Source organism: Brevundimonas intermedia (assembly GCF_027922165.1).
GTDB classification, from domain to species: Bacteria; Pseudomonadota; Alphaproteobacteria; order Caulobacterales; family Caulobacteraceae; genus Brevundimonas; species Brevundimonas intermedia.
The window spans coordinates 86,645-99,533 of record NZ_BSFD01000004.1; the positions used below are offsets into that span (position 1 = coordinate 86,645).

At 70.2% G+C, this 12,889-nt stretch carries 10 protein-coding genes; 2 read left to right on the forward strand and 8 right to left on the reverse strand.

Features of this window, described 5'->3' with window-relative positions:
- Nucleotides 1–127: 127 nt before the first annotated feature.
- The 7 genes from PKE72_RS08575 to PKE72_RS08605 all read right to left on the reverse strand — a co-directional run bounded on the left by PKE72_RS08575 (nt 128) and on the right by PKE72_RS08605 (nt 9,199).
- Nucleotides 128–1,027, reverse strand: coding sequence for a dienelactone hydrolase family protein (locus PKE72_RS08575; protein WP_271164962.1), 900 nt, complete (start codon nt 1,025–1,027; stop codon nt 128–130).
- Nucleotides 1,028–1,090: 63 nt separating this feature from the next.
- Nucleotides 1,091–1,555 (reverse strand): GNAT family N-acetyltransferase, encoded by a 465-nt coding sequence (locus PKE72_RS08580; protein WP_271164963.1) that lies wholly within the window; start codon nt 1,553–1,555, stop codon nt 1,091–1,093.
- Nucleotides 1,556–1,568: 13 nt separating this feature from the next.
- Nucleotides 1,569–3,188, reverse strand: coding sequence for a bifunctional phosphoribosylaminoimidazolecarboxamide formyltransferase/IMP cyclohydrolase (purH, locus tag PKE72_RS08585; RefSeq protein WP_271164964.1), 1,620 nt, complete (start codon nt 3,186–3,188; stop codon nt 1,569–1,571).
- Nucleotides 3,189–3,269: 81 nt separating this feature from the next.
- Nucleotides 3,270–5,123, reverse strand: coding sequence for a heparinase II/III family protein (locus PKE72_RS08590; protein WP_271164965.1), 1,854 nt, complete (start codon nt 5,121–5,123; stop codon nt 3,270–3,272).
- Nucleotides 5,120–5,785 (reverse strand): ribulose-phosphate 3-epimerase, encoded by a 666-nt coding sequence (rpe, locus tag PKE72_RS08595; RefSeq protein WP_271164966.1) that lies wholly within the window; start codon nt 5,783–5,785, stop codon nt 5,120–5,122. The genes PKE72_RS08590 and rpe overlap by 4 nt, the downstream gene beginning before the upstream one ends.
- Nucleotides 5,786–5,831: 46 nt before the next feature.
- The gene (locus tag PKE72_RS08600; protein WP_271164967.1) at nt 5,832–7,175 is read right to left on the reverse strand and encodes an RsmB/NOP family class I SAM-dependent RNA methyltransferase; all 1,344 of its coding nucleotides are present in this window, start codon (nt 7,173–7,175) and stop codon (nt 5,832–5,834) included.
- Nucleotides 7,176–7,222: 47 nt separating this feature from the next.
- Entirely contained in the window at nt 7,223–9,199 is a 1,977-nt protein-coding gene (locus tag PKE72_RS08605; RefSeq protein ID WP_271164968.1) for a potassium transporter Kup, read from the reverse strand.
- A 167-nt stretch (nt 9,200–9,366) separates the two neighbouring features.
- On the opposite strand from PKE72_RS08605, the gene PKE72_RS08610 reads away from it, so the two are divergent.
- Complete coding sequence (locus PKE72_RS08610) at nt 9,367–9,837, forward strand: Rrf2 family transcriptional regulator (RefSeq protein WP_271164969.1); 471 nt, start codon at nt 9,367–9,369, stop codon at nt 9,835–9,837.
- Nucleotides 9,838–9,844: 7 nt separating this feature from the next.
- Entirely contained in the window at nt 9,845–10,642 is a 798-nt protein-coding gene (locus tag PKE72_RS08615; RefSeq protein ID WP_271164970.1) for an SDR family NAD(P)-dependent oxidoreductase, read from the forward strand.
- Here the strand turns inward: PKE72_RS08615 and PKE72_RS08620 are convergent.
- On the reverse strand, nt 10,639–12,852 hold the full coding sequence (locus tag PKE72_RS08620; protein ID WP_271164971.1) for a thioredoxin family protein: 2,214 nt from the start codon (nt 12,850–12,852) through the stop codon (nt 10,639–10,641). The two genes, PKE72_RS08615 and PKE72_RS08620, sit on opposite strands and share 4 nt — an antisense overlap.
- Nucleotides 12,853–12,889: the final 37 nt, after the last annotated feature.

The window sequence follows — 12,889 nt, forward strand, 5'->3', positions numbered from 1 at the left end:
CCACAGGCGGCGAGGGGAAGGAACAACAGGCCTGCACCCAGCAGGACCGCCCTACGCCACTGTGAATTCGCCACCTTGATCCCTCCATGACACACAGCCCGCCGCAGTGTGTCACATCAGGAACAATTCAACCTCTTAAAGATTTGTCGAAGGTCGCCAGCAGTTTGGTCCAGCCGTCCTTGGCGTCGGCCTCGGCGTAGCTGGCGCGATAGTCGGCGTGGAAGCCGTGGGGCGCGTCGGGATAGACGATGATCTGGCTGCCAGTCTGGCCCGCGCGGGCCAAGGCCTCGCGCATGCGCTCGACGCTGGCCAGGGGAATCCCCTGGTCCTTTCCGCCGTACAGGCCCAGCACCGGCGCCTTCAGATCGCCGGCAAGATCGACCGGCCAGGGCTGGCCGGACGAGACCTGCACCGGGGTCGCGTCGGCGGCGGGGGCCAGGCGGCCGTACCAGGCCACGCCGGCGCCGATGACGGCGAACCGCGCCGCCGCCTGCCACACCACCTTGCCGCCCCAGCAGAAGCCGGTGATCCCGACCTTGCCATCGCGCGCCCACAGCTGCTGGCTGGCCCATTCCAGGGTGGCCGACAGATCGCCCATCACCTGTTCGTAGTTCGCCGCCCCGACGATCTGCATGATCCGGCCCATGTCGGACAGGGGCGCCGGATCCTCGACCCGGTTGAAGAAGGCGGGAGCGATGGCGGCGTAGCCCTGTTTGGCCAGGCGACGGCAGATGTCCTTGATATAGGCGTGAACGCCGAAGATTTCAGACACGACGATCACAACCGGGAAGGGTCCGTCTCCGGCCGGACGCGCCACATAGGCCGGCAGCTGGAACCCGTCGGGGGCCGGATAGGTCACCTCCGCCGTCTCCAGCCCGGCGGCGTCGGTGGTGATCGGCTGGGCCTCCTTGGCCAGGGCCGCGACCGCATAGCCGGAGAACAGCAGGCCCCCCAGGGCGCCCACCGCCCGGCGGCTGAGCTTCAGATCATCGGCGGTCTGGCCTTCGGGACGGATCAGGGTGGTCATGGGACGGCTCCAGAAACGGGGGAGCCGCAGACCATCACGACGCGTCCGAGGCGTCCAGTCAACTTAGGCGGAAGTCGATCGGATCGGCTTGGCGAAACAGACGGCCTCCGGTCGGCCGACATAGCGGCCGTAGGGCGGAATTTCGCGATAGCCGGCGCGGCGATAGAAGCCTACAGCCGCGGTGTTGACGCGGCGCGTTTCCAGACGGATTTCGTCATAACCGAGGCTTTTCGCCCTCGCCTCAAGCGCCGTGAGCACGGCCGAGCCCACCCCCTGGCCGGCGACCGCCGCATACATGCGCTTGATTTCGGCGACCCCGGGCTGGAGCGGACGCAGGGCGCCGCAGCCGAGGGGCCGCCCCTGCTCGTCCCGCGCCAGCAGGAAGGCGGCGCCGGGACCGCGCACATCGTCCGCGTCGAACGAGGCCTGGCCGCTGGAGCCCGTGATCGCCGCCAGTCGCTGGGACAGGGCGGCGATCAGGACTTTGGCGTCGGCATGGTCGGGATCGGCGTCCTCGATAAGGATCATCCGGGGTCGATCCTCAGTGCCGGAAAACGCGGACTCCAGTGAAGGCCATGGCGATGCCCTTTTCGTCCGCGGCGGCGATGACCTCGGCGTCGCGCATGGAGCCGCCAGGCTGGATCACTGCGGTAGCGCCGGCCGCGACCGCTTCCAGCAGGCCGTCGGCGAAGGGGAAGAAGGCTTCGGAGGCGCAGGCCGAACCCTCGGCCAGGGACTGGGTCAGACCCTTGGCCTCACCAGCCTCCTTGGCGCGGATGGCGGCGATGCGGGCGCTGTCGCGGCGGTTCATCTGGCCGGCGCCGATGCCGGCGGTCTGGCCGTCCTTGGCGTAGACGATGGCGTTGGACTTGACGTGTTTGGCCACGGTGAAGGCGAACAGCATGTCCTGGATCTCGGTCGGCGTCGGCTGGCGCTGGGTGACGATCTTCAGGTCCGACGGCTTGATCAGGCTACGGTCGCGGCTCTGGACCAGGAAGCCGCCGGCGACCGAGCGGAAGACCTCGCCCGGTCCGTGCGGATCGGGAAGACCGTCCGTGATCAGCAGGCGCAGGTTCTTCTTGGCGGCGAAGACGGCCTTGGCCTCGTCGTCCGCGCCGGGGGCGATGACCACCTCGGTGAAGATGCCGGTGATGGCGCGGGCGTCGTCGCCGTTCAGCGGGCGGTTGACCGCGATCACGCCGCCGAAGGCCGAGACGGCGTCGCATTCCAGCGCGCGGGCGTAGGCTTCCGACAGATCCTTGCCCACCGCGACGCCGCAGGGGTTGGCGTGTTTGACGATGACCACGGCCGGGGCCTCGAACTCGGCGACCAATTCATAGGCGGCGTCGGCGTCGGCGATATTGTTGTAGCCCAGCTCCTTGCCCTGGACCTGGGTCGCATAGGCCACGCCCGGCCGGCGCTCGCCGGTGCGGTAGAAGGCGCCGGTCTGGTGCGGGTTTTCGCCGTAGCGCAGGGTCTGGGCCAGGGATCCGGCGATCGACTTGCGGGCCGGCGCCGCGTCCTCGACCTGGTTTGCGAACCAGCCGGAGACGGCGGCGTCATAGGCGGCGGTGCGGGCGAAGGCGCGGGCGGCCAGCCGCTTGCGCAGGGCCAGATCGGTCGAGCCCTCGGCCTTCAGCGCCTCAAGGATCAGGCCGATGGACTCGCCGTCGACGGCGACGGCGACATAGCCGTGGTTCTTGGAGCCCGAACGGATCATGGCCGGACCGCCGATGTCGATATTCTCGACCGCCGCCTCGAACGATCCTTTCTCGCCAGGTTGGGCCGCCGCAACCGTGGATTCGAACGGATAGAGGTCGATCCAGACGATATCGATGGCGCCGATGCCGTGGTCGGTCATGGCCTGGGCATGGTCGGCCGCGTCGCGCACGCCCAGCAGGCCGCCGTGGACGATGGGGTGCAGGGTCTTGACCCGGCCGTCCATCATCTCGGGGAAGCCCGTCAGGTCGGCCACATCCTTGACCGGCAGGCCCAGTTTCGCGATCGCCGCGCGGGTGCCGCCGGTCGAGACCAGTTCGACGCCCAGGTCGTGCAGGGTGCGGGCGGCCTCTTCCAGCCCGGCCTTGTCGGACAGGGAGATCAGGGCGCGTTGCGGCTTGACCCGGTCGGGGGCGGGCGGGAAGTCGGGAGCGGCGGGCATGAAGCGGCGTCCGTGAAGGCTGGGGGAGGATGGCGCGCCCTCTAGCGCCAAACGGGCTCCCCGTCACCCCACGGACGGTTTCTAGGTCGGATCGCCGCTCGCGCCCGCCGGGCTCAGCTTCCAGCGGATCCGGCTCTCGCTGTCGGTGCGGGCCGAGCCGCGCACCACGATCTGCAGCGAGCGACGGGTCAGGCCGGCGTCGATATGGACGCTGGGTTCGATGGCCACGTCGGGGCCGTCGGTGCGGAACCACCAGCCCCGGCCTGAGGCGCCGCGCAGCAGGATCGAGCGGCGGTCGCGCGCCAGCGAGGCCTGGACCCCCGGCTCCAGATGGAAGCGGATGGCGTAGGGGGCGGCGATCTGGCGGATCATCTCCTTGCGGCCCGGCGTCGGGAACAGCTTCTCCTCGGCCCGCAGCTCGTCCATCCGCTGGTCGAGATAGAGGCGGCGCTGGTGGTTCAGGCCGAAGGCCTCGTTCCAGCCGTCATGCTCCATGTCCAGCCAGACCGCGCCGTCGCCGTCGCGCTGATCGGTGGTGACATGGATCGGCGGGCCGACCAGGCGGGGGCCCAGCAGTTCGCCCTTCCAGCCGCCCAGGGGTTCGTTCAGCGACCGCTCGCCCAGGGTCAGGGTCGAATGGCCGGGCGTCAGCCGCAGGGCCTGACGATCGGTCGAGGCCGGGGTCCAGCCGGAGCCGGTGATCAGACGATCCTTGCCGCAGGCGATCTCCAGCGCCATCGGCTGGGCGCAGGCGGAGGCCCCCCAGGCGCCCCCTGCGGGCGGGGCGGCGTCGGCGAGGATGGTCAGCAGAGGGCTGGCGATCCGGGTCAGGCCGGCGACGGCGCCGAACGGCGGATGCTCGGGCTCGGCCTTGGTGCGGGCGGTGGCGGCCTCGTCATGGGCGCGGGCGGCGGCGACGCGGGCGACGGTGGACGGGCCCCCGCCCTGGAAGCTGGCCAGACGGCCGTCCGGCAGGGTCAGCAGGCGCAGGCCCTCGGTCAGGCGGGCGATGGCGCCGGTCACGGCCTCGGGCGTGGGCTCCGACAGTTGCGCCAGGGCGTCGTCAAGGGTCAGCAGGTCGAGCAGAAGCTCCAGCCCGGCCTCGGGACTGCGCGAGGCGTGGCCGCCGTCGGGCTGGACGGTGGTCTTCAGCGCCCCGGTCAGGCCGGACAGGGCGCGACGGCGCAGGCCTTGGCCCGGCGCGCCGGCCAGGACGCAGCCGCCGATGGCCGCCGCCGTCAGTCGTTCGGCGCGGGAGGCCAGGCCGCCGGGCGGGCGCAGCAACTGGCGGGTCTGGCGCGCCAGAGTGTCGGCCAGCTTCAGCCGTTCGGCCTCGGTCGCGACGGCGCCCATCTTGCGGGCGGCGCAGGCCAGGTTGATCACCCGGCGCGGCAGGATTTCGGGGCCCCAGGCGAAGGGCGACCAGCGGGCGAAGGCCTCGGTCCAGGCCAGGGTCAGACGCAGGGCCTCGCGGGCGCCGCGCTCGCCCTGGGCCATCAGGGCCGGCAGCCAGTTGAAGGCGTGCAGTTCGACGGCGAAGGGCCGCGACGGGCTGGGGCGGTTCCACGGATCGGCCGGGGCCTCGACCTCCATCGAGGCGCCCGCGAGGATGAAACGGCCGACCAGCAAATTCTTGCCCGGCGCAGCGTCGTGCGGCCGGAAATCGCGCGGCGTGGCCGCAAAGGCCGTGACCTTTCCGCCGCCCAGCACCGGGCTCAGCGTCAAGCCGTAGCCCGGCAGGCCGTAAAGTTCGATCCACAGCTGGCGGGTCAGGATCCGCCCGGCGATGGCGGGCCAGAGGCCGGGGCCAGTGTCGGTCGCGCCCGAACGGATCGGCGTGCGGACCGGCGCGCCGGCCAGGCCGGGGATCTGGCCGGAGGCGACCTCGGGCGTGGCCTCCTGGCCGCGCGGACTGAAAGGGCCGATCGGGCTCACGCGGCGGCCGGCGCGGCCTTCAGGGCGGCGATATTGGTCGCATAATCGCCCTTGAACACGAAGGAGCCGGCGACCAGGGCGTCGGCCCCCGCGGCGACGCAGGCGCCGGCGTTGGCCGAGGTCACGCCGCCGTCCACCTGCAGATGGGCCGCCGATCCCGCGCGATCCAGAATGGCGCGGGCCCCGGCGATCTTGCGCAGGGAACTGTCGATGAATTTCTGTCCGCCGAAGCCGGGATTGACCGACATGATCAGCACCAGGTCCACCAGATCGACCACTTCTTCCAGGATCGACAGAGGCGTGGCCGGATTGAACACCACCCCGGCCTTGGCCCCCAGCTGGCGGATGCGGCCCAGGGTGCGGTGCAGGTGCGGGCCGCTTTCGGGATGGACGGTCAGCAGGTCGGCCCCGGCGTCGCGATAGGCCTCAAGCCACGGATCGACCGGCGCGACCATCAGGTGCACGTCGAACGGCAGGCTGGTGTGCGGCCGGATCGCCTTCACAATGTCCGGACCCAGGGTGATGTTCGGCACGAAATGGCCGTCCATCACATCGACATGGATCCAGTCGGCGCCCGCCGCTTCGAGCGCACGGACCTCTTCACCCAGGCGTGCGAAATCGCTGGCGAGGATGGACGGGCAGATCAGGGGGGTAACGGCCATGGCCATCGGATAGGACGGCTTGCCCGCGGGGGCAAGCCGCCGGGCGTCAGGAAACCCGTTCCAGCTTGGCGGCGAAGAAGCCGTCGAGGCCGCCGTGTTCGGCCCACATGGAGGGCAGGATGCGCAGCCAGCCTTCGGGCGTCAGGGCTTCTTGCGGGGCGCCCAAGGCCGTGGGGTCTGCCGCGACGGTGCGGAAGCCGGGGTTGCGGCGCAGGAAGGCGATGATCTGGGTCTCGCCCTCCTCGCGCTCCAAGGAACAGGTGCAATAGACCATCCGGCCGCCCGGCTTGACCCGTTCGGCGGCGACGTCGAGCAGCCGGTGCTGGACGTCGGCCAGTTTGGCGACCTCGGCCGGTTTGGTGGCGCGCAGGACTTCGGGATTGCGGCGGAAGGTGCCAGTCGCGGTGCAGGGGGCGTCCAGAAGCACGGCGTCGAACGTGCGGTCGTCTTCCCAGTCCTCGGCGGGAACGGCGATCACCTCGGCGGTCAGGCCGGTGCGCTCAAGGTTCTGGCTCAGGCGTTTCAGGCGCGGGGCCGAACGGTCCAGGGCCACGACCGATGCGCCGGCGGCCGCCAGCTGCAGGGTCTTGCCGCCGGGGGCGGCGCACATGTCCAGAGCGGTCTCGCCGGGTTTGACGTCCAGCAGACGGCCAGGGACGGCGGCGGCGGCGTCCTGGACCCACCAGTCGCCGTCGTCGAAACCGGGCCAGGTCGCGACGTCGCCGCGACGGCCGGTGCGGACGGTTCCGCCCTCAAGCGCCTCGCCCTCGACGGCGGCGGCCACGGCGGCGGGATCGACGCCGGGCTTCAGGCTGAGGTCGGTGGCCGGCTCCTCGCGCGCGGCCAAGGCCAGGCCGGTCAGGGCCGCCTCGCCATAGGTCGCCTTCCAGCGGGCGGCGATCCAGTCGGGCAGATTGCTCTCGGCCGTGGTCAGGCCGGGGCCGTCGCGGCCAACGCCGCGCAGCACGGCGTTGACCAGGTTCTTGTAGGGCCGGGTCTTGGGATCGCGTTCGGCCAGTTTGACGGCGGTGGAGACGGCGGCGAAGGCGGGCGTCTCCAGCACCAGGGTCTGGGCCAGGGCGATCCGCATCAGGGTGCGGACGGCCTCAGGCGGCGATTTTTGCAAACGGCGGTTCAGGATCTGGTCGATCTCGCCCAGGCGACGCAGGGCGGCCATGGCCACGGCGCGGGCGAAGGCGCGATCGACGGGCTCCAGGGCGCGGGCGGCCGGCTGCGACAGGGCCTCGTCCAGGCCGTTGCGCTTCTCAAGCGCCGCATTCAGCAGGATGCCCGCCACGACCCGCGCCTCGACCCCGATGTCGTCCTGCGACGGACCGGTTTCGGCGGCGGCGGGCGCCGGGGCCGGGCGCGGCCGGCTCTTGGTCGCCATCCGGCGTCCGCGCGCGTCCGAGTTCCGCCCGCTCCGGGCGTCGGCGCTCAAACCGCCACCTGCGCGCCCAGCTCGACCACGCGGCCGGGCGGGATATGGAAGAAGTCGGTCGGATTGGCGGCGTTGCGCATCAGGAAGATGAACAGCCGGTCCTGCCACAGAGGCATGCCCTGGCGCGCCGACGGGATCAGCGAGCGACGGCCCAGGAAGAAGCTGGTCGACATGATGTCGAACTTCAGTCCCTGTTTGCGGCAAAGGCCCAGGGCCCGGGGCACGTTCGGGGTCTCCATGAAGCCATAGGTGATGGTCAGCTTCTTAAAGTCGTCGTTGATCGGCTCCATCCGCACCCGGTCGGCTTCCTTGACGCGCGGCCGCTCGGAGGTGCGCACGGTCAGGATGACGTTCTTCTCGTGCAACACCTTGTTGTGCTTAAGATTGTGCATCAGGGCGACCGGGGCGACGTCGGGATCGCTGGTCAGGAAGATGGCCGTGCCGGGGGCGCGGTGCGGCGGACGGGCCTGAAGCATCTCGATCAGGTCGTTCAGCGGCAGACTGTCCTTGCGGGTCTTGGTCGTCAAGATCTGAGTGCCGCGCACCCAGGTCCACATGATCAGCACCAGACAGGCGCCCAGCACCAGCGGCATCCAGGCCCCATCGGGGATTTTCAGCAGGTTGGAGGTCAGGAAGACGCTGTCGATGAAGGCGAACGGAATAAGGGTTCCGGCCACGGCCCACATCGGCCATTTCCAGCCCTTGGTGATGACGGAATAGGCCATCAGCGTATTGACCAGCATGGTCCCCGTCACGGCCACCCCATAGGCGGCGGTCAGGTTATGCGAGCTCTGGAACACGACCAGCAGGACCAGGACCCCGACCATCAGGAAGGTGTTGACCGCCGGCACGAAGATCTGGCCGGCCTGGGTCTCGGAAGTGTTGCGAATGTCGATGCGCGGCAGCAGGCCCAGCTGGACCGCCTGTTGCGTGACCGAGAAGGCGCCGGTGATCACGGCCTGTGAGGCGATGACGGTGGCGGCGGTGGCCAGGATTAGCATGGGCCAGTAGGCGAACTCGGGCACCATGTTCCAGAACGGGTTTTCAGCCGCGCCGGGATTGTCGAGGATCAGGGCGCCCTGGCCCAGATAGTTCAGCGTCAGGCAGGGCAGGACGAAGGCCAGCCAGCCCATACGGATCGGCGACTTTCCGAAATGGCCCATGTCCGCATACAGGGCCTCGGCCCCCGTCACGGCCAGGAAGACGCTGCCCAGGATGATGAAGCCCAGGAAGCCGTCATTGATCAGCAGCATGACGCCATAGTGGGGCGACAGGGCGCGCAGAACGCTGATGTCGTCGAAGATATGATACAGACCCAGCGCCCCCAGGCACAGGAACCAGACGGCGGTGATCGGGCCGAAATATTTGGCCAGGCTGGCGGTGCCGCGCGACTGAACCATGAACAGGGCGATCAGGATCCCGGCCGAGATCGGCACGATGAAGGGGTCCAGCCGACCGCTGAGGCCCGGCGCATCCTGCAGGCCTTCGACGGCCGAGAGCACCGAGATGGCAGGCGTGATGATGCCGTCGCCATAGAAGAGGGCCGCGCCGCAGACGCCCAGGATGAAGATCCAGGCGCTGCGTCGACCGACGGCGAACTGGGCCAGGGCCATCAGCGACAGGGTGCCGCCCTCGCCCTTGTTGTCGGCGCGCATCAGGAAGAAGACATATTTGAAGGTCACGACGACCATCAGGGCCCAGAAGGCCAGGGAGACGACGCCGATCACGGCCAGGTCGCCGCCGACGCCGGACTGAGCGTGAGCGATGGCTTCACGCAGGGCGTAAAGCGGGCTGGTGCCGATGTCGCCGAACACCACGCCGATCGCGCCCAGGGTCAGGGCCCAGAAGCCGCCGTGCTTGGCGATCTGGCCCCCGGGGGCGTGGGACTCGGGTCCCGTGGCGTGGGTGGGTTTGTCCGGCGTATTCGACGCGGCGGGGAGAGCGCCCGCGTCGTGGGGAGTATCCCCGGCCATGCGTATCCTCCGGGTCTCCGACGACAGGTCGAGCCCTTCAAAGCGGCGAGCCTTTAGGCTCATTCCGCGCCCGCTTCAATCGTGACGCGCGGGATTCGCTTTCGCAGCGGGGGCCGGCATTTGTGATTCGGCGTCGGAACGCCTATTTTACCTGCAGGAACACAAACATGTCAGACAGCCAGCGCTTCCCCGTCGCCGCCCACGCCCTGGCCTATATGGCCCACAAGGGCGCATTTTCGCCTGCCCAGGCGGCCCCCAGCGGGGTGCTGGCCTCGTCGATCCCGACCAATCCCGTGGTTGTGCGACGGGTGACGGCCCTGCTGGCCAAGGCCGGATTGATCGCCACCCGCCCCGGCGCCACCGGCGGCTCCTGGCTGCTGCGTCAGCCCGAGGATATCCGGCTGGACGAGGTCTTGCGGGCCGTCAACGGTTGCGCCCACATCGGATCCCCCCCCGCCGGGGCCAAGGGCTGCCCGATCAGCGAACATATTCCGCGCCAGGTGGCTAAGGCCCTGACCGCCGCCGACGAGGCCGCGACCGAGGCCTTGTCCAAGATCACCATCGCCGATCTGCTGGCCGAAAATCCGATGTCGCTGGCGGCCTTCACGCCGCACAAGTCCTGCCCCGTCGCGGCTTGACGCTCGGATGAGCCGGACGGTTCTCGTCACCGGCGCCTCGGCCGGCATAGGGGCGGCCTTGGCCCGCACCTATGCGGCAAACGGCTGGAACCTGATCCTGACCGCCCGGCGTGAAGGGCCGCTTCAGGCCCTGGCCGATGACCTGGGCGCCGCGCACGGCGTGACCGCGACCGTGATCCCTGAGGATCTGTCCGACCCGGCCGCCCCTGAACGGTTGATCGCCGCCGTTGCAGCCCGGGGTCTGACGGTCGACGGCCTGATCAACAATGCGGGCTTCAGCCGGGTGACGGGGTTCCTCGACACGGATCTGAGCGCCCACCGGGCCATGATCCAGGTCATGCTGACCGCGCCGGTCGAACTGTCGCGCCTGGTCCTGCCCGGCATGGTCGAGCGAGGCTTCGGCCGGGTGCTGAATGTGGCGTCCCTGGCGGGTCAGATGCCGGCGACCGGCGGCGACACCCTGTATGGGCCGATCAAGAGCTTCCTGATCAAGGCGTCCCAGGGCCTGTATCTGGAGACCCTGGGGACGGGCGTCCATGTCACGGTGCTGAACCCCGGCTACACCCTGACCGAGTTCCACGACGTCAATGGGTCTCGCGATCAGGTGTCGCGCGCCTATCCGGCCTGGATGTGGATGGACGCCGCCCGCGTCGCCCGCATCGGCTATGAGGCCTGCGAGGCGAACCGGGCCAGCGTGACGCCGGGGATCATGAATAATCTGATGGCCGGGCTGGCGCGGTTCCTGCCCGACGGACTGGCGCTGCGCATGGTGGCGAACCACGCCAAACGGCTGGACCGACTTTAAGGGGCCGGATTGGGCGTCCGGGCGGTTTGCAGGGCGTCCATCACCACCCCTTCGGTCAACAGTTGCGGCAGGATGCGGGGTTCGCCGCCCGACGCCGGATAAAGCAGATACAGGGGCACGCCCGAGCGGCCGTGGCGCTCCAGCTCGCGGGTGAGGGCGTCGTCGCGGCGGGTCCAGTCGCCGACCAGATAAACGGCGTTCGCCGCCTGCAAGGCTTCGGCCACGCGCGGCGAGGACAGGGCGGCGCGCTCGTTGATCTTGCAGGTGACGCACCAGTCGGCGGTGAAATTGACCAGGACCGGACGGCCCTGGGCCTGGGCGGCGCCGACGGCCTCGGCGGACCAGGGGGCGGCGGCCAGTGGGCCCGCCTCGGTCGCCTGCCCCGGCGCCTCCGCGCGGCTGGCGGCGAGGCCAGCGAAGCACAGGGTGAAGAAGACGGCGAGGAAGGCCGCAACGGCGCTGACGACGGCGGTCCCGCCCTCAGCCCGGCGCGCCTGGTTTATCCCCGCCAGCCAGAGGCCGAAGGCCAGCATCAGGGTGGCGACGAGGAACAGCCCGAAGGCCTCCGCTCCAGCCTGGCGCGCAAAGACCCAGACCAGCCATAGGGCCGCGCCGTACATGGGGAAGGCCAGCAGGCCCTTCAGCCGCTCCATCCAGGGACCGGGACGCGGAAAACGCCGCAGCAGGCCGGGCGACAGGCTGACGACCAGATAGGGCAGGCCCAGGCCCAGGCCCAGCATCAGGAAGATCAGCAGGGCGGCGGGCCAGGGCATCAGCAGGGCGGCGCCCAGGGCGGCGGCCATGAAGGGGGCGGTGCAGGGGGCGGCGACGACCACGGCCAGCACGCCGGTGAAGAAGGCGCCCGTTCCGCCGGGCAGGCGCGACAGGGGACCGGCGCCCGCGCCTTGAAGGCCTGCCCCGACGTGGAAGACGCCCGACAGGTTCAGTCCGACCGCCAGCATCAGCAAGGCCAGGCCGGCGATCACCGCCGGGGACTGGAGCTGGAAGCCCCAACCGATGGCCTCGCCGCCCGCGCGCAGGGCCAGCAGCACACTGGCCAGGACCAGGAAACTGGCCAGCACCCCGGCCATGAACAACAGGCCGTCGCGGCGGGCTTCACTGGGCTGATGGGCCGAGGCGGTCAGGGCCGCCGCCTTCATCGCCAGAATGGGGAAGACGCAGGGCATCAGGTTCAGGATCAGACCGCCCAGCAGGGCGAACAGGGCCGATTGCAGGATCAGGACTAGGCCGGTCTTTAACGGGGTGGGCGTCTCGACCTCTCCCGACAGAGCCCGGCCGCCGGTGGTTCCCGCCAGAGGCGGGCCGGGGCGGGCCGTGATCTCCCAGGCGCCGGCGTCAGTCGCCAGGACGCCCGAGACCGGACCGTTGAGGCCCCCGGCTGTCAGGTCGCGGGCGGGGGCGAGCCTCAGGCTCAGGCCGTTCGGCCCGGTCTGGCCCGACTGGGCGGCGGCGTGGTCGATGACGCCGCCCTCGAATGGATAGAAGACGGCCTGGGCCGGTTCGCCCTCGGCCAGGGCTGCGGTCAGGGGGCCGCCCGTCGCAGACAAAGTCAGGACGCCGTCGGCCAGGGTCGCGCGGGCCTCGATGCCGGCGGGGCGGGGCGCGGCGGCCAGCACGGCCTCGATGGCGGCGCCGTGATCGGATTCACGCGGCGGGACGCCCTCGCGGATCGGCAGGTCCAGGCGCAAACTCATCTGCACCGGCACGCACATCTGGTCGCTGCACACCAGGAACAGGACGTCGGCGGTCAGGGGCAGGACGGTTCCGGGACGAGCCGAGGCCGGAACCTCGATCGGCACGGGCAGATAGACTTCGCCGGAATAGCCGTAGTTGACCAGGCTCATCAGCCGCTGGCGACTGGGCAGGGGCCAGACGATTTCGCCGGCCTTCACCCCCGGGGGCAGGCGCCAGTCGACGGTGGTCGGTCCGCCTGAATCGCCGGGATTGCGCCAATAGGTATGCCAGCCGGTCGCGATCTTCTGGCGCACCGCGACGACCACGGTCGATCCCGGCGCCGCCCACTGCGACAGGGGGACCAGTTCAGCCTCGATATTGTCAGCCTGCTGCGGTCCCGCCGGGATCGGCGTCGCCGTTTGGGCGGGACGGCTGACCGGCTGCGCCGTCGCCGGGATCGAGCCGCCCGACAGGACCAGAAGGCAGAGGGCGAACAGAAGGGCCATGGCGCGCATGGCCGTGCTTTTAGGCCCTGGCGACAAGTCTGTCAGC

Bases quoted from the DNA above. Each gene is read 5' to 3' on its own strand.
- PKE72_RS08575 (WP_271164962.1), bottom strand. From the start codon at position 1,027: ATGACCACCCTGATCCGTCCCGAAGGCCAGACCGCCGATGATCTGAAG.
- PKE72_RS08580 (WP_271164963.1), bottom strand. From the start codon at position 1,555: ATGATCCTTATCGAGGACGCCGATCCCGACCATGCCGACGCCAAAGTC.
- purH (WP_271164964.1), bottom strand. From the start codon at position 3,188: ATGCCCGCCGCTCCCGACTTCCCGCCCGCCCCCGACCGGGTCAAGCCG.
- rpe (WP_271164966.1), bottom strand. From the start codon at position 5,785: ATGGCCGTTACCCCCCTGATCTGCCCGTCCATCCTCGCCAGCGATTTC.
- PKE72_RS08600 (WP_271164967.1), bottom strand. From the start codon at position 7,175: ATGGCGACCAAGAGCCGGCCGCGCCCGGCCCCGGCGCCCGCCGCCGCC.
- PKE72_RS08605 (WP_271164968.1), bottom strand. From the start codon at position 9,199: ATGGCCGGGGATACTCCCCACGACGCGGGCGCTCTCCCCGCCGCGTCG.
- PKE72_RS08610 (WP_271164969.1), top strand. From the start codon at position 9,367: ATGTCAGACAGCCAGCGCTTCCCCGTCGCCGCCCACGCCCTGGCCTAT.
- PKE72_RS08615 (WP_271164970.1), top strand. From the start codon at position 9,845: ATGAGCCGGACGGTTCTCGTCACCGGCGCCTCGGCCGGCATAGGGGCG.
- PKE72_RS08620 (WP_271164971.1), bottom strand. From the start codon at position 12,852: ATGCGCGCCATGGCCCTTCTGTTCGCCCTCTGCCTTCTGGTCCTGTCG.